A 17,455-nucleotide genomic window follows, 5' to 3' on the forward strand; every position below is an offset into this window, starting at 1 on the left:
AAACTTTTCCTACAAATGTTGAATTTCTACATCTTTATCCTAAGCTTTTACCAGCAAAAAAAGAGAGAAATGACTTTCTCTCTTTTACCTTTCCTCTCATCTTAAACTATGAGAAGACATATTCCTAATCTGATTATTTCGCTTCAAATCCTTCTGCAACTGCATCCGCAAAGTTTTCTTCTACGATGCTTGCACAGTGGTCACAGATGACTGCATGGTAGCTACGATCTGCAGTAGTTGGATCGATACGACGGCAACGGTCACATACTTCACCTGCAGCACGTTCAACTGTGAAAGCTACATCCTCAAAGCTAACTGCACTCTCTGGAGCTACACCTTCTGCGATGGTCAATTCAGACACGATTAGAAGTTGAGCTACATTGCTGTTTACTGCTCCAAGAAGAGTTTTCACCACTTCATTTGGATAAACTGTCAAGTGGGCTTCGAGTGATTTACCGATTACTTTTGCATTACGAGCTTCTTCCAAGGCTTTTTGAGCTTGTCCTCGGAAGTCCATGAAGGCTACCCATGTATCCAAGATTTCTTCTTGGTTGGCAAAAGTTTCAGCTTCTGGTAATTCTGACAATTGAACGAAGTCTTCAGCTTCAAACTCAAGATAGGACCAGATTTCTTCCGCAGTGTGAGGAAGAATTGGTGTCAAAAGTTTGGTAATTTTCACAAGAATATCATAGAAGACTGTTTGCATTTGACGGCGTTCGAGTGATTTGGCACCTTCGATGTAAACAACATCTTTAGCAAAGTCAAGGTAGAAGGCTGACAAATCAACGTTGATAAAGTTCACCAAGGCCTTGTAGATGGTTAAGAATTCAAAGTTCGCATAGGCATCACGAATGGTCTTGACAAGCTGATTAAAGCGGATGGTCATGTACTTATCAACTGAACGAAGCTCATCGTAAGCCACTGCGTCTTGAGCTGGGTTAAAGTCAGATGTATTGGCAATCAAGAAGCGAAGGGTGTTACGGATCTTACGGTAAGTTTCAGAGACTTGGCTCAAGATATCCATAGAGATACGCACGTCGTTGCTTGAGTCAACACTTGTTACCCAGAGACGCAAGATTTCTGCACCAAATTGTTTTTCAACATCGCTTGGAGCAATGGTATTTCCAAGAGATTTAGACATCTTTTCACCTTTACCATCAAGGGTAAAACCTTGTGACAAGATTTGTTTGTAAGGAGCTACGCCATGGTTAGCAACAGATGTGATAAGTGATGAGTTGAACCAACCACGGTATTGGTCAGAACCTTCTAGGTAAAGATCTGCTGGGTAAGTCAGATTTGGACGATTGACCAAAACACCATTCCATGATGAACCTGAGTCAAACCAAACGTCCATGATATCTGTTTCTTTTTTGAACTCACCATTTGGTGAACCTGGGTGGCTAAATCCTTCTGGCAAGAGGTCTTTGGCATCACGTTCCCACCAGATGATAGACCCGTGTTCTTCAAAGAGTTGAGCCACATGCTCGATGGTTTCAGCTGTCATGATTGGTGTTCCGTCTTCAGCATAGAAGATAGGAAGTGGAACACCCCAAGCACGTTGACGAGAGATAACCCAGTCGCCACGGTCACGAATCATGTTGTAAAGACGCACTTTACCCCATTCTGTATGGAATTTCACTTTTTCAATTTCGTCCAAGATTTCTTGGCGGAATTTTGATACAGAGGCAAACCATTGTGGAACAGCACGCCAGATGATTGGTTTCTTGGTACGCCAGTCAAATGGATATGAGTGAGAGATTTCTTCTTGGGCAAGGAGAAGATTACCAAGTTTCTCGATAACAGTTGGTACAACCTTGTCGTAGAATTGACCTTCAAAGTCAGAGCCAGCATTTGCCATCATAATCCCGCGTTCGTTAACTGTTACAGCAACTTCAAGGCCGTTGGCAACACCGACATTGTAGTCATCCTCACCAAAACCTGGAGCCGTATGGACAATACCTGTACCAGAGTCTGTTGTAACGTGGTCACCAAGGATTACCAACTCATCTACAGCCGTATCCCAAGGGTGGACTGTCACAATGTGATTCAATTCTTGCCCACGATAAGTCGCCAAGACCTGAACATCAGCCCAGCCAAATTTCTCAGACAAACTGTTCAACAATTCTGAAGCAACCACAAACTTACGAGATTCACCAGCTGGTTGTACGACTACGTAATCAATATCCGCACCAACAGTCAACCCACGAGAAGCTGTGATGGTAAATGGAGTTGTTGTCCAGACTACGATATAAGTATCTGTATCTAGGACACCTTTTCCGTCTTTGACACGGTTAGCATAGTAAAGGGAAGTTGAAAGCAAGTCATGGTATTCAATTTCCGCTTCAGCAAGGGCTGACTCAGATGACCATGACCAGTAAACTGGTTTTGCACCACGGTAGATATAGCCTTTATTAGCCATCTCACCAAATACACGGATTTGGGCTGCTTCATAGTCTGGAGTTAAAGTCACATATAAATTTTCCCAGTCACCTGACATCCCCAAGCGCTTGAAATCATCACGTTGTTTATAAACTTGAGAAAGAGCGTACTCACTGCAAAGTTTCAAGTATTCAACCAAGTCCATTTCTTTGCGCTTAACACCTTGCTTTGCCAAAACTTGCTCGATTGGCAGACCATGAGTATCCCAACCTGGGATATAAGGTGCGTTAAAACCTGACATAGACTTAGAACGAATGATGATATCTTTTGAGATATGATTCATGGCATGTCCAACGTGGATATTTCCGTTTGCGTATGGAGGGCCATCATGCAAGACAAAATGCGGTTTTCCTTGGTTCAATTCTTGACGACGTTGGTAAAGTTTTGCTTCTTCCCATTCTTTTTGCCAAACTGGTTCTTTGGTTGGAAGACCAGCACGCATAGGAAAGTCTGTTTTTCCTAGATTAAGGGTTTCTTTAAGTTTCATTGTTACTCCTTTAATTTAAAATGACAAAATAAAAACCACGATTCGCAAAAAGGACGAAAATCGTGGTACCACCTTTGTTCGAAAAAAGACCGTGTCTCTTTTCCTCTTTTCCCGTAACGTGGGGGACGTCCAGTCTTACTGTTTTCGGACTGGATTCATTGAGAGGATAATCTAACCACTAGGGATTGCAGGACTCTCACCATCTCCCGCTCGCTGAAAATATAGTTGGTTCGATCTTGTTCTCACATTTTTTATAGGATAAGAACAGATTCTTTGTTTGCATCTTCCTCAGTTGCTGCAGTAGCTTCTACTTCAACTGACTCTTCATGCTGGACAAGTTCTTCTGTATGTTGATTTTGTTGGGCTTCGAATTCAGCCAATTCTTTATTGCCAGCCTCGATACGAGCTTGCAACTCTGCTACCTCTTCTGGAGTGAATTGACGAGTCATATCAATTGGTTCTTCCTCTGGTTGTAAAGATACGGATTCACCAAGAACTTCACCCACCACCTCTTTAAAGGCTTCATCACTTGTTTGAAGGTAAGTAGCTGTTGGGCGAAGAATATCTTCCCAATCAGATGACTCGACAATAGCCAATTGACTTTCAATCGTAGACTTGAGGCGTTGATGGAATACACGGCTCTTGTTCTTCAACTCTTCTGTCTCAACAGCCACTCTCTTCGCATTATCTGTAGCCTGACGGAGAATTTCATTTGCCTTGTATTTCGCTTCTTCAAGCAAACGCTGAGCATCTTGTTCAGCTTGTTGAATAATATTGTTTGAACGTTCTTGAGCAGCTTGTTTGACACGCTCAGCTGTATCTTGAGCAATCAAAACTGACTGACTCAAGGAATCCTTCATCTCATCAAAGTAAGACAAACGTTCTTCCAAACTTTTGATGTGTGTCTCTTTATCGTGATTACTACGAACCAAGTCTTCATAATCACGAACAACGATATCAAGAAACTCGTCTACTTCTTCTGGGTCAAAACCTCTAAATCTTGTGCCAAAGGTTTTATCTTTAATTTCTAACGATGTAATTGGCATACTTTTCCTCACTTACTTAATAAAAAATAGAATCATTAATTGCTTCTGGTTCTTGCTCGCTTGTTACTGTTCTCTTAGGAATATCATTCGTATAATAGGAAAGACGTTCTTCTAGTTTTTTGATATAGAGTTCAGTTTCATCTTTGTATCGAATCATCTCCTCTAATTCAAAGTAAATCTTATCAAGAAAGAGGTCAACTTCTTCCTGATTGTAGCCTCTGAATGTTCTTGAGAAAGCTTTATCACTTATTTCTTGTGGTGTAATCGACATATTTCTTCTCACTTGCTTAAAAGTAGCCGGACTGTTAGTTTTTTCTTATCCTTTTTGGTCTGACCATTGTCTTTGACAACTTTCAAACGACCAAACTTTCTCACACTGATCAAATCTCCAACTGCAACCTGGTAATCAGATTTTTCAATCACATGATAATTTACCTGGACAGATTTTTTCTCAATCAGTTGGCTAGTTTGATTTCTAGATAATTTCAAGGCACTTGATAAGAGGGCATCCAATCGAAAACTTGAAACTAAAATTTCTCGTTCTCTATAATCAATTTTAGACAAAATCCTATCGGTAAAAGGACGTTCCTCCAGCGATACAGGAAGTCTGCCAATCTTTCTTATTCCATCCTGAAAAAGAGGAATGAAATCACGATTGACAAAAATCTGTGCTCTCTTTTCATCTACCAAGATATCACCAAATAATTTCCGGTCAATCCCTAGTTGGTTGATGATTGTTCCCAATATTTTTCCATGACTCAGTTGCTCAAACTTACTCGGATAGCAAATTTCCAACAAGGCCATTTCAAAGTCTGATATCTCCGGTTCAAAGTAATCTGGATAGAGAAGAACTCGAACCGACTCTGTCGGAAGAAAATCACCACTACTTTGGCAACCCAGTCCATATGTCCCAGCTAGCACCCTCAAGATCTGTTCCTGATGGGGATTGATAAAAGGAGTAAGTACCGGCGCATAGGTATCTTCTACCCGCTTGATCCACTCTAACCCCTTATCAATAAAGGGAATATCATCTTGGGAAAAATGCTGATAAATGGCTCGATTTACTGTCATAGTAATAGGACTAGTCGTGTTAAGAGATTTCCAACAAACTGAATCAAAATCAGCGCTGCCCAAACCGTAAAATCAAGACCAGCAAATTGTAGATTGAGCTTACGAAGTGGCTCAATAACTGGGCGAGCAAGTCTGATAACTAAGCGACCTAGTTGGCTTTCATAGGCATTTGGAAACCATGAAAGAAGAGCAAATGCAACGAGAATGATGGAATAAATGCTAACCGCATTTTGGATTAAACGGATTAAGAAAATCATTATCTTGCTCTATTTCGTTTAATATCAAAACCAAACTCAGCGCTTTGTGATTCATCTGGAAGTTTGATATCTTCAATATTCACGACAACGTTGACAGGCGTCAATAGATACATCGTACTCGCAACTTTTTTCATATTCCCAGCTAAGACATGGCGGGCTCCGTCCAAGTAATCAAGGCAACGACGGGCTTGTACCTCTGTCATGTATTGGAAGTCAATCAAAATACTTTCATTGCCAGCCAACAAATCTACAATTTCAGTTGCATCTTCATATTTTCTTGGATAGCGAACGTCGATTGTCACTTTCTCATCTGAACGATGGCTTTGCATTGCCAATTCTTGCTGACGCGCATGAAGACGAGTAATATTTGCATCTTTTGCTGATCCTGACTGAGCAGGTGCTGGTAATTCTTTAGAAGATGAGATGGCTGGGCTAACTGTTTCCTCTTGTTGAGTCTGGTAGTTAGTCGTTTCTTCTCCGTCTTCTGTAAAATAATCTATAAATTTATCGAATCTATCTTTTAAAGACATAGCTCTCTCCTATTTAAAAAATGCTGTACCGATTCGAACAAAGGTTGAGCCGAACTGAATCGCTTCTTTAAAATCACGACTCATTCCCATGCTTAGCTCTGTCATCGGCATATTAGGGATTTGTTTTTCTCTAATTTCTGCTTGCAGAGCCTGCGTATCCTTGAAAATTTCTTTCAATTCATCACTGTCTGCCTCAAAAGGAGCCATGGTCATTAAACCAACATACTCAATCTGATCTAACTTAGCCAATTCTGGCAAAAGTTCTAGCAATTCTTCTTTTGAAAACCCATGCTTGCTTTCTTCCCCAGAAATATTGACCTGCAAGAAACACTTGATAACATGATCTGTTCTCTTTTGAATTTCCTGGGCTAACTTAAGGGAATCTAAAGCATGAAAGTAATCCACATATGGGATTACTTCTTTCACTTTCCGTCTCTGTAGTGTTCCTATTAAATGCCAAGTAACTGGGTAATCTTTCAAGGCCTGATATTTTTCTAAAAATTTATCAACTCGATTTTCACCTATATGACGGACACCAAGCGGAAGCAAGGCTTCCGCTGTTTGTACATCTACATACTTTGTCACTGCGATTACTGAAACAGCATCTAGAGCACGGTTGGCTTCTTGACTAGCATCAGCTATTTGCTGAGAAACTAATTCAGTATTTTTTTTCAAATTCATTGATTAACGATTTTTGAAGAATGGAGGTGTATCCAATTCATCTTCATCTTGTGAAACTGGTGTTTCGAAGCGTTCTACCGGTGAAACAACTGGATCTGTTTGGCGAACAATAGACTCACGACGCAAGTCCCAGTCTCCAAAAGCAGAGGCTTGGTTTGTTTCAAAACGACGTGGGCTTGATTTAGGCAATTCTGCTGTCTCTTCCAAGTCGAATTGACGGTCAAATGTGTGCGCTTGTGGAGCTTTAGTTGATGGACGTCCAACTGGTTGGTTGTTACGAGCTCCAACTACTTTTTCCACTCGCTCTTGGCGAACACCTGTCGCTACAACAGTAACACGGATTTCATCCTTCATGCTTTCGTCAATTGATGTTCCAAGCCAGATGTTTACACCTTGGCCAGCTGCTTGGTTGACAATTTCTGAAGCTTCTTCTGCTTCAATCAAGGTCAAGTCAAGACCACCAGTAACGTTGACGATGACATCCTCTGCACCATCGATAGTTGTTTCAAGAAGTGGAGAGTAAATTGCTTTACGAGCTGCTTCAACAACACGTTCTTCACCACTACCGATACCGATACCCATAAGGGCATTCCCTTTGTTTGCCATTACAGTTTTCACGTCAGCAAAGTCAAGGTTAATCAATCCTGGGTTCGTGATCAAGTCAGTGATCCCTTGAACACCTTGGCGAAGAACGTTATCTGCTTCACTAAGTGCTTCAAGAAGTGGTGTTTTCTTGTCAACAATCTCTAGCAAGTTGTTGTTTGAGATAATCAATAGAGTATCAACATGCTCACGAAGTTCGTTGATTCCTTCTACAGCGTACTGACCACGTTTGCTTCCTTCAAATCCGAAAGGACGAGTCACAACACCAACTGTAAGGGCACCAAGATCTTTAGCAATACGTGCAATAACTGGAGCTGCACCTGTTCCAGATCCTCCACCCATACCAGCAGTGATGAAGACCATGTCTGCACCGCTGATTGCTTCCGTCAAAGCTTCTTCGCTTTCTTCTGCAGCCTTACGTCCAACTTCTGGACGACCTCCAGCACCCAAACCACGAGTCAATTTTGGACCAAGTTGGATAACTGTTTCTGCTTTCGTACTGCTAAGAGCTTGTACATCAGTGTTGGCTGCGATAAATTCTACACCAGCAACACCTTCGTCAACCATGCGGTTGATGGCATTACCACCACCGCCACCGACACCAATTACCTTAATAACTGCGCCTTGAGCTGCTGCTGTATCAAATGAAAATGTCATAATTTCTTATCCTCTTTTATTCATCAAACATGCTTCCGATCAAACCACGGAAACGTTCTGTTAGCTTCGGTTTACTTTGAGAACTTGCTTGGAATTCTTCCTTGGGAGCAACTGGAGCTTCCTGCACGGTTTCAGCTGGAGCTGTTTGTGCTGGACTTGGTTGCGCTACAGGATTCAAACGTTGATTTGGAATGCCAAAGTTGATTGGTTTTTGACGAAGGAATTCATCTCCTTTAACTGCTTTTTGAGCAAGAAGATTGACTTCAGTCAATTTACCAGCAAACTCAGACAAGCTAATCACGTGCGCAAATGCAGGGTTGCGAATTCCAACTTGATTTGGTACATAGAGTTTTACGCGAACACCAAATACTTCTTGAGCTAATTCAACAATTCCTGGTAAAATTGCATTTCCACCGATAAGGACGATACCTCCTGGCAAATCCAACAAGTGTCTTCTTTCCAACTCTTGTTTGATTTGGTCGAAGATATGTTTGATGCGTGCTGAGATAATTTCTGCCAAATAGCTTTCTGTTACTTCAACAGGTTCTACTTCACCAATTACTTCAACTTGGAAAGTTTCGTTACTTGCAAGTGGAACGTAAGCTTCACCATAGTTCAGTTTCAAACTTTCTGCAATTTTTTGAGAAGTTTTCAAGACTTTAGAAATGTCTTTAGTAACGTAATCTCCACCTTCTTGGTAGATGTTAGTGAACTGCAATTCTTGGTTACGGATAGTCGCTACAGTAGTCTGACCTCCACCCATGTCAATGACAGTCGCACCAAATTCACGTTCACCTTCATTGAGAACGGAGTTCACGATTGCCAAAGGTGAAATAATCACATTATCAACATGAATGCCTACACGCTCAACTGTCTTGCGAAGATTGTGTAGAATTGTACGAGGACCTGTGTAAAGCAGACCACGCATTTCCAAACGAACACCCATCATACCACGAGGGTCACGGATGCCTTGGAATCCATCCACGATGAATTCTTCTGGAATAAAGGTAATCACTTCACGGTCAGGAGTCATGCTCTTTGTCAAAGCTGATTTGACAACATTTTCAACATCTTGATCTGTGATTTCTTTAGTATCTGAAGTTACAGGAATCATTCCTTGTGTTGGTTCAACCTGCAAGAGGTTTGCTGGAAGGCCAACGTTAACAGACTTAATAGAAATACCCGCTTTCTCTTCTGCCTGTGTGATTGCAGATTTGATTGCTGAAGCAGCTGCTTCAATATCAACAATAATTCCGTCTTTTACACCTTTACTTTTGGCATTACTAACACCAATTACATTTACTTCGCCATCTCTATGCTCAGCTACTAGCACTTTAATCGAGCTAGTTCCGATATCTAAGCCTGTAAAAAAACCATCTCTAGTCATTACATCGCATCCTCTCTGTCTTCCAAGTTTCTCACTTCTATTTAATAACTATGTTTGGGCATAGCTATTCAAAGAATATTATAACACAAAAAATCTTATTGTGCTTAGATTTTGATAAATTTCCTAGTCATTTTTCACTTTTTATTTCTATTTTTTTATCTTAACAGCCTTACTTTAAAAAAGTATCGTTTTTTACAAAAAAAGAAAGCTTATACTTAAGCTTTCTTCACAAGTATTTTTTCTGCTTTCTGCTCTAAAAAAACTTCTAATACTTTCTTGGTCAAACTAATAGCTGTAGCTAATACCAGCGACACAATCAGATAATTAGTAACTAAGCCATGATCACCAACCAATGGTGGCTTTGTCAAGAACCCATAATCTCCTCCAGTCACTAAATTAACCACAAAAATTAGAGCATTAAGTGAAAAGGTTAATAAAACAATCCGCTTAACATCCAATAATCTAGAGTCATACTGTCTAAATAAGTAAACCAAAGAATTCCCTAGAAGAGCTAGGTGACCAAAAATGAAAGACAGGATGGCTATGTGGGGAAAAGGATAGGCATCTGGTACTGGATAAACAAAAGCTGCCAGCGTTCCAAAAATTCCAAGTAGAGAAAAATATTGCTTGTACATTGACTTACCAGGAAGTAATAGCACTACAAACATCGCCATACGACAATGATAAAATGGTAAACTTTCTGACAGCGGCATGTGATTTCCCCAGTACCAACTATAGAGAAGAATCAACTGGACAGCTTGTAAAATTTGGAAAAAACGTTGATAGACTTTTTTATCGTAATAGCGATAAGAAGCATAGAAGGTCAAAGCTAATAAAGTAAATATACTTACATACCAGACAAGATCAAATTGGGGTGGTTCTGTGGCTTTCGTCGTAAAGAAAATATCCCATAAATTCATTTAATATTCCTCATTATATTTCAAAATCTTCTCACATATTATACCATGCCAATAGAAAAAAATGAATTCAGAAATACGATAATAATCTTCTCAGTCAAAATATTGGTCTCTTTGTCCTTGATGAATCTGCCAAAGAATCTCCATTTGTTCTTTTGTGATGCGTTTTTCAGATAAGGCTGGCAATTGGTCAATGGCAAAAAATTGAAGCTCAGCAATTTCTTGATTCTCTTGAAATTGTCCATCAAGAAGTTGGCATTCAAAGACAAACTTTGCATATTGTTTGCTCTGCAGTTGGAAACGATTGGTGTCAAAAACTGCAAGTAACCTTTCAGCTTTTGCTGTAAAGCCGGTTTCTTCTTCAATTTCTTTAAGAATATTTTCGGTTGGAGAATAGCCAACTTCACCAAAACCACCTGGCAAAGCCCAACTATCCTCCCCTTTTCCTCTAACTAAACAGACTTTTTCATCCTCAACAATCCAAGCACGGACGTCCATCAGAGGAGTTGCATAAGCGGACGTTGGTTTCAAGACTTCTGCCACTTCTTCTGCATCGAGGTCTGATACCTGATTCAACATTTCAGATAACAGGATTCGCAAGTCCTCGTAGCGCTCACGGTCGAAAGGATCTTTTGTAAAGGTTAATCCAGTATCCGTAATGGCTAGCATTCTTTGCAGATACTTGGTAAAATCACTTGCATTCATTTTCTAAACTTTCTACCAGCTTGGCTAGATTCATGGAGTTCGATCCTTTGAGCAAAATTTGGTCATTGGCACCGAGTCTTTCCTTAACCTGCTTGACTAGGTCTTCAAATTGGTCCTCGTCAGCTGTTTTCTTGAAGTAGTAAACGTGACCGATTGGGAACATTTGACTGGCAAGTTGAGCCAATTCTGCAATATCTTCTCCATAGAAAATCACGGTATCCAGCACATCTGGTGAGAGGCTCAAAATCATCTGGTTATGGAGCTGAACAGACTGGTCACCAAGTTCCTTCATGTCTGCTAAGACAGCGATTTTCTTGCCCCCTTCATTAGCTGGAATGGCAGAGAATGTCTCCAAAATCAACTTCATAGCAGTTGGATTGGCATTGTATACGTCAGACAGAATATCTGCTCCATTGGCTGCCTTCTTCCACTCAGTACGGTTACGCGTCAATTCCAGATTTTGGAAGGCCTGATGAATTTGCTCCTCTGACACTCCTTCTTGTAGAGCCACATAAGCAGCAATCATAGCATTGGTGGCATTGTACTTACCTGTCACTGGCAAATCGAGGGCTTGTTCCAAAAAATTAGCCTTAAAGGTCAGACTATCCTTGCGCTCAATCAAGTCTGTGACTTCTAACTCAGCTCCTTGCCCAAAACGGATCACTTTTTTATCTGTAGGCAAGTAGTCCTCTACAATCGGGTCAGCTGGTGCCAAAAGCAAAGAACCTGGTGCCATACCATCAGCAATTTGCATTTTCCCTTTAGCAATCTCCGAACGGTCTTTGAAAAAGGCCAAATGAGCCTCTCCAACCAAGGTCACAATGGCTGTCTTAGGATGAGCCAATTCAGACAAAAGATGGATATCTCCTAGGTGATCCTGTCCCATTTCCAAGACCAACTTTTCAGTATCATCTGGCATATGAAGAACTGTGTAAGGAAGACCAATTTCGTTATTGTAATTGCCCTGAGTTTTGTAGGTCTTGTAGGTTGTTGACAATAAATGTGCCAACATATCCTTGGTCGTCGTTTTTCCATTTGAACCCGTAACGGCAAAGACATCAACTGCCGTTTTTTCAAGATAGTAGGCTGCGAGGGTTTGAAAGGCAGTCAAAACGTCGTCTACTAGAATGTAGGGATGATTTGCAACCTCTTTCTCAGACAAGGTTACTGCTGCACCATTTTCAAAAGCTGTTTCGATAAAGTCATGACCATCACGCGCACCTTTGAGTGGCACAAACAAATCACCTGTCCCAATCAAACGACTGTCAAACTCAGCTTTTTCTAACTGAACGTCCGCAAAAAGACTAACATCATTTTTAGCTCCAACAGCTTGGGCAACTTCATGGATTGTTAATTTCATTTCTACTCCTTTAAAAAGGGTTGAAGTCCGAGAACTCGACTCACCTTGCAGTGATAGTTCTGGCTTCTACCCTCTCTTTCATTTTTATAGCAAATGCGCTTCGCGCTTGTCAAAACTTTGCTTAGCAAGGTCAACCAAATGCTCGATTAGTTCTGGGTAGCTGATTCCCATATTGTCCCAAAGCAGTGGATACATAGACCACTGGGTAAAACCTGGCATGGTATTAAGCTCGTTTAGGAAAATCTCGCCCTTATCTGTATAGAAGAAATCACAACGAGACAGACCGAGGCCACCAATCGCACGGAAGGCTGTTTCTGCATTATGACGCATGACAGCTACCGCATCATCACTAATCTTGGCTGGGATGTCCATGGTAATCTTGTTGTCAATATACTTGGCATCATAGTCATAAAAGGCAACATCCTTGACCACTTCACCTGGCAAAGTGCTCTTCACATCGTAGTTGCCCAAGAGACCAACCTCGATTTCACGGGCATTCACCCCTTGCTCTACCAAGACACGGCTGTCATATTGAAAGGCAAGTTCCAAAGCTTGGCGGAGTTCCTCATGGTTTTCAGACTTAGAAATACCGACACTTGAACCCATGTTTGACGGCTTCGTGAAGACTGGATAAGTCAATTTTTCTTCAACTTCAGCGATTTTAGCAGTCACATCATCACCTTCGACGATGGCCACATAAGGTACTTGGGCAATCCCGGCAGACTCCAAGACACGCTTAGTCGTAATTTTATCCATGGCAAGACTAGATGACAAGATATTGCAGCCGACATAAGGCATTTTCAAAACTTCCAAGAATCCTTGAACAGAGCCATCCTCTCCCATTGGGCCATGAAGAACTGGAAAGACTACTGCACCTTCTTCGTAGATAGCACTTGGTGCTATTTTCTTGTCCCAGTCAATAGTCGCATTGGTCATGAGACGATCCTCTTGACCTGGAGTCTGGCTAAATTCTTGCGTTTTGATAAAGTCACCTGACTGACTGATAAAGAAAGTCTTGACTGTGAAACGATCGTAGTTGACCGCACGCATCACACTCTCAGCTGAAAGGACAGAGACTTCACGCTCTGCACTTCGTCCACCGTATAAAAGAATAATCGTTTGTTTCATATTATTTGTTCCAATTCTAATAGAATACTCGTTCTTTAGTATATCATATTTGCTTCTTTTTTGAAACTTGAACATGGTACTAGAATTCAAGAAACATAAAAGAGACCTATAACATCAAAGTCGGTCTCCTTAATTTTCTTATAAATGAATTTAGTTCGTAAATTTGTCTACTCCTACAACTCTGTCCGATTTTCAATGGCTCGTAAGAGTGTGACTTCGTCCGCATACTCGATATCTGCTCCCACGGCCAGGCCTCGTGCTAGACGAGTGACCTTGATCCCAGCTGGTTTGAGCAAACGAGAGAGATACATAGAGGTCGCTTCCCCATCTGCTGTCGCATTGGTAGCCACGATCACCTCTGAAACCTCACTATCCATGAGACGGGTCATGAGACTCTTGAGGTTGATATCGTCTGGGCTGATACCATTCATCGGAGAAATGAGGCCGTGCAAGACATGATAGAGTCCATGGTATTCTTGGATATTTTCCATAGCAGCCACATCGCGACTATCCTCTAACACCAAGATGGTTGTCTGGTCTCGAGTCGGGTCCGTACAGATAGAGCAAGGATCATCATCCGTCAGGCGACCACAGATGGAACAATAGGTCAATTCCCGCTTAGCAGACAGGAGATTTTTGGCAAATTCATTGACATCGTCATCAGACATTCCAATGGTATAGAAGGCGAGGCGGGTAGCCGTTTTAATCCCGATACCTGGTAACTTTGAATAGCTATCAATCAGCTTGGCAATAGGTGTTGGATACAGCATAAGTTCCTTTCTAATTCATTGGATGGTGTTGGTGATAAAGATTGATAATGTCGCGCGCAATAGAAGGTCCGACACCGTTTGTAAGGTTGGTGTTATGAGGAAAGACGACTGCGACCGCAATTTGAGGATTTTCGGTCGGTGCATAGGCGACTGCGTTGGTATTATTGGCTTTTTGACCGCCATTAACGTAACTTTCGGCAGTACCCGTTTTCCCGCTGATGGAAACGGCTGCGCCATTTGAAAAGGCACGACCAGTTGTCATAGCACTCGTTCCATGCGAAACTTGATAGAAACCTTGCTGCAAGATAGCCATATCTGATTCTGAGATATTGATCTTGTTTAGTTCCTTAGTGGCTGTTTCTTGAACCAGACTGCCTAAGCCACCTTGGTCATTGTTTGCATAAACTCCTTCAACGATGTGAGGAGCCAAACGTACGCCATTGTTTGCAATGGTTGCGACATACTGGGCTAGCTGCATCGGTGTGTAGTTGTCAAACTGACCAAAGGAATTATTGATATAGTTCCCCAAATCAAATTCTTTTGGCGTAAATCCTGTAGATTCATCTGGGAGGTCAATCCCTGTTGAAGCTCCGAGTCCATATTCCCCAAAGGTTGATCGCAATTTGCCCATTGCAGTCTCTAACTGTCCCGTTGCGACTGTCATATTTGGTGTGTAGGTTTGTCCCATGATTCCTAGCGCAGTTTGAACCATGTAAGCATTAGAAGAGTATTCCAAAGCCTCAACTGCTGTGATAGGGAAAGAGTCATAGGACAAGGTATACCATGAATTGATAGGGGCCGAACCTTGGAAAACAATCGGCTGGTCTGTCAAGGTTTGATTACCTGACAAGACTCCATTTTCCCAACCAGAGCTGATGGTCGCTGCCTTAACGACAGATCCTGGCACAAAGACATTGGTTATCGTTCCAAGCGAATCTGAACTTAATTTTCCGGATTCGACATCATGCTTGACACCTGACATGGCCAAAACTGCTCCGGTTTTAGGATTAAGGGCTACGGCGTAAACCCCTTCAGAATATTTGGCTCCACCGTTACCCAACTCTGAGTTAAAGTAGCTCTTGAGTAGGTCATCCACACCATTCTGGAAAGCTAGGTCAACCGTTAACTTGATATTGTTTCCTTTGCTTCCTTCTTCGACATTTTCCACACTTTCCATATTTCCGTGTTTGTCGAGGTGGATTTCTTTGACGGAGCGTTTGCCTTGAAGAACATCTTCATATTGCTTTTCAAGATAGGAAGTTCCCACTCGGTCATTGAGAGAATACCCTTTTTTGAGATAAGCATCAACTTCCTCAGCTGGAAGTCCTGACTTCTCATTTGAAACGCTACCAACGATTGTTGATAAAGATGTATCCAGTACTTTACGATCCCATGAGGTTGAAATGCTGATACCTGGTAATTCCTTGGACGCTGATGCAACGAGAGCAACTTGGGTATCATCTAAGGCGTCCGTAGAAATGGTTCCCGTTGCAAAATTTTCAACAGCATTGAGCTGACTAAAGAGATAGATTTCCTTTTTCTGGTCATCTGTATAATTGAGCTGACTCACGTCAATACTTTCAACCGCATTATTGTAAAGTGTCGCTTCCGATAAACGGTTCCCATCTGAATCCAGGCGTTTATCGCTTGGCAAGGATTCGACTGTTTTTTTGTAAATATCCTGATCCGCCAAGTAGTAATCTGCAATCTGTCGATCTGTCAGATCAGGGGAGGTTACATTTACATATGTGAGGAGTTTCTTGGCTGTCTCCTTCAATTCAGCTGCCGTCATTTTATTGTTTCGTGTGAAAGAAACAACCTGCTTGACAGTATTTTCTACCAAGGGTTTCCCTGCCGCATCATAGATTTGTCCACGAGCTGAACTGGTTGTTACCCTTGTTTGGCTGGCTGAGGCCAATTTTGTTTCATAGAAATCTTTATTGAGCACCTGCATGTATAACAAACGACCAATAATGGCCATAAAGAGCAGGATGACAATCGCAAATAGTAAATTAAGCCGAATCGGAATCGAATGGCTATTAAATTTTCTCATACAACTAAGACTCTTTTCTAGAAAAATTCCCGATTTCCACCTTTATTTCCCCTAAAATAATAGAGCAAACAGGTGAAGCTCAGTACATTTCATTGTACCATATTTTACGGAGAAACTCTTGGAAAAGTCGAAGCATTTTTTGACTTTTAACTGAAAATGCCTTTTTATTTGGTTATCCTATTTTCTATGATATAATGATAGTAATAGTTAGGAAAGCGTTAACTTTTAAGACTTTGACTCATAAAAAGGAGCCTCATGAACAAGCCAGATATCGCAACCATAATCGACCTCCATTTTGAAGAATTAACCGAGCTCGAGCAAGAAATCGCTCGCTATTTTTTGCAAGCTGAAACGATCCAAGATGATCTTTCTTCTCAGCAAGTTACCCAGAAATTACATATCTCCCAAGCAGCCTTGACCCGCTTTTCCAAAAAGTGTGGTTTTACAGGCTACCGAGAGTTCGTCTTTCAATACCAGCACCAGGCTAGTAAACCGGACACTCATTCACACAAACACAGTCCTTTGACCAAACGTGTTTTGAGAAGCTACAGTATCATGCGAGAACAAACACAGGATTTGATCGACGAAGAACAACTGGAACGCGTCGCCCAATTAATCGATGACGCTGAACGAGTTTACTTTTTCGGGACGGGAAGTTCTGGTCTGATTGCCCGTGAGATGAAATTGCGCTTTATGCGATTAGGTGTGGTCTGTGAAGCTTTGACCGACCAGGATGGCTTTGCATGGACGACCAGTATCATGGATGAAAATTGTCTGGTACTTGGTTTTTCCCTATCAGGCACTACCCAATCCGTCCTCGATAGTTTGTTGGATGCCAAGGAAATGGGGGCCAAGACCATTCTCTTTACCAGCGCTCCAAACAAAAACAGTCAGGCCTATAACGAAACAGTCCTTGTGGCAAGCCATAGTCAATCTTCTTACATCCAGCGTATTTCCGCTCAACTCCCTATGCTCATTTTAATAGATTTGATTTATGCCTACTTTTTGGAAATCAATCGCGAGAGCAAGGAAAAAATCTTTAACAGCTATTGGGAAAATAAAAAGCTCAACGGCTATCGTAGACAAAAACGCGTTAGAAAATCCTAGTTTGGTTCAACCAAACTAGGATTGTTTTGTCTTGAAATGATAGTAGACTCATAGGTAGTCTTTCCAATCTTTCTCTTTGTTCTAATGCCTTGTTTATCTGTATTTTCAGTTCTTCCTTAAATCTCCTTTCCATTTTTGAATGTTTGACATCAAAAAAAGGAAGTTTCAACTATTTGCTGCTTTTACTTCCTCTCTCTAATTTTATTTAATTATTTTGCTTCGACAAAGTGAGATTTAGATTTTAACCCTTCAGGAAA

General features: G+C 41.4%; 16 protein-coding genes. 1 reads left to right on the forward strand and 15 read right to left on the reverse strand.

What is annotated here, in order from left to right; all coding sequences use genetic code 11:
* Nucleotides 1–133 precede the first annotated feature (133 nt).
* The 15 genes from ileS to pbp2b all read right to left on the reverse strand — a co-directional run bounded on the left by ileS (nt 134) and on the right by pbp2b (nt 16,091).
* A complete protein-coding gene (ileS, locus tag TZ92_RS08635; RefSeq protein ID WP_033630072.1) occupies nt 134–2,926 on the reverse strand; it encodes an isoleucine--tRNA ligase in 2,793 nt (930 codons plus the stop codon).
* A 251-nt stretch (nt 2,927–3,177) separates the two neighbouring features.
* Nucleotides 3,178–3,972, reverse strand: a complete 795-nt coding sequence (locus tag TZ92_RS08640; RefSeq protein WP_033630073.1) for a DivIVA domain-containing protein — start codon at nt 3,970–3,972, stop codon at nt 3,178–3,180.
* A gap of 16 nt (nt 3,973–3,988) precedes the next feature.
* Nucleotides 3,989–4,243: a DivIVA domain-containing protein gene (locus tag TZ92_RS08645; protein ID WP_000028988.1), complete on the reverse strand. Its 255-nt coding sequence runs from the start codon at nt 4,241–4,243 to the stop codon at nt 3,989–3,991.
* 8 nt (nt 4,244–4,251) lie between these two features.
* Nucleotides 4,252–5,043, reverse strand: a complete 792-nt coding sequence (locus TZ92_RS08650) for a YlmH family RNA-binding protein (RefSeq protein WP_033630074.1) — start codon at nt 5,041–5,043, stop codon at nt 4,252–4,254.
* A complete protein-coding gene (locus TZ92_RS08655) occupies nt 5,040–5,300 on the reverse strand; it encodes a YggT family protein (protein WP_000576501.1) in 261 nt (86 codons plus the stop codon). The genes TZ92_RS08650 and TZ92_RS08655 overlap by 4 nt, the downstream gene beginning before the upstream one ends.
* The gene (locus TZ92_RS08660; protein WP_000053367.1) at nt 5,300–5,830 is read right to left on the reverse strand and encodes a cell division protein SepF; all 531 of its coding nucleotides are present in this window, start codon (nt 5,828–5,830) and stop codon (nt 5,300–5,302) included. Before TZ92_RS08660 ends, TZ92_RS08655 begins: the two co-directional genes overlap by 1 nt.
* A 9-nt stretch (nt 5,831–5,839) precedes the next feature.
* A complete protein-coding gene (locus tag TZ92_RS08665; RefSeq protein ID WP_033630075.1) occupies nt 5,840–6,511 on the reverse strand; it encodes a YggS family pyridoxal phosphate-dependent enzyme in 672 nt (223 codons plus the stop codon).
* 3 nt (nt 6,512–6,514) lie between these two features.
* Nucleotides 6,515–7,771 carry a cell division protein FtsZ gene (ftsZ, locus tag TZ92_RS08670; RefSeq protein WP_033630076.1) on the reverse strand — a complete coding sequence of 419 codons (1,257 nt, stop codon included), beginning with the start codon at nt 7,769–7,771 and terminating at the stop codon, nt 6,515–6,517.
* A gap of 16 nt (nt 7,772–7,787) precedes the next feature.
* The gene (gene ftsA / locus TZ92_RS08675) at nt 7,788–9,158 is read right to left on the reverse strand and encodes a cell division protein FtsA (RefSeq protein WP_000196346.1); all 1,371 of its coding nucleotides are present in this window, start codon (nt 9,156–9,158) and stop codon (nt 7,788–7,790) included.
* A 215-nt stretch (nt 9,159–9,373) separates the two neighbouring features.
* Nucleotides 9,374–10,078: a YwaF family protein gene (locus TZ92_RS08680; RefSeq protein WP_033630077.1), complete on the reverse strand. Its 705-nt coding sequence runs from the start codon at nt 10,076–10,078 to the stop codon at nt 9,374–9,376.
* Nucleotides 10,079–10,168: 90 nt separating this feature from the next.
* Nucleotides 10,169–10,780, reverse strand: a complete 612-nt coding sequence (locus tag TZ92_RS08685) for an NUDIX hydrolase N-terminal domain-containing protein (RefSeq protein WP_033630078.1) — start codon at nt 10,778–10,780, stop codon at nt 10,169–10,171.
* Nucleotides 10,767–12,140: a UDP-N-acetylmuramoyl-tripeptide--D-alanyl-D-alanine ligase gene (locus TZ92_RS08690; protein ID WP_033630079.1), complete on the reverse strand. Its 1,374-nt coding sequence runs from the start codon at nt 12,138–12,140 to the stop codon at nt 10,767–10,769. Before TZ92_RS08690 ends, TZ92_RS08685 begins: the two co-directional genes overlap by 14 nt.
* Before the next feature lie 84 nt (nt 12,141–12,224).
* Nucleotides 12,225–13,268: a D-alanine--D-alanine ligase gene (locus TZ92_RS08695; protein WP_033630080.1), complete on the reverse strand. Its 1,044-nt coding sequence runs from the start codon at nt 13,266–13,268 to the stop codon at nt 12,225–12,227.
* A gap of 173 nt (nt 13,269–13,441) precedes the next feature.
* Entirely contained in the window at nt 13,442–14,038 is a 597-nt protein-coding gene (gene recR, locus TZ92_RS08700) for a recombination mediator RecR (RefSeq protein ID WP_000966754.1), read from the reverse strand.
* Nucleotides 14,039–14,048: 10 nt separating this feature from the next.
* Nucleotides 14,049–16,091: a penicillin-binding protein PBP2B gene (pbp2b, locus tag TZ92_RS08705; protein ID WP_033630081.1), complete on the reverse strand. Its 2,043-nt coding sequence runs from the start codon at nt 16,089–16,091 to the stop codon at nt 14,049–14,051.
* A 255-nt stretch (nt 16,092–16,346) separates the two neighbouring features.
* On the opposite strand from pbp2b, the gene TZ92_RS08710 reads away from it, so the two are divergent.
* A complete protein-coding gene (locus TZ92_RS08710) occupies nt 16,347–17,198 on the forward strand; it encodes a MurR/RpiR family transcriptional regulator (protein WP_001039481.1) in 852 nt (283 codons plus the stop codon).
* The last annotated feature ends 257 nt before the right edge of the window (nt 17,199–17,455 follow it).

Origin of the sequence: Streptococcus oralis subsp. oralis, assembly GCF_000960035.1 — a bacterium.
Taxonomy (GTDB): Bacteria; Bacillota; Bacilli; order Lactobacillales; family Streptococcaceae; genus Streptococcus; species Streptococcus oralis_G.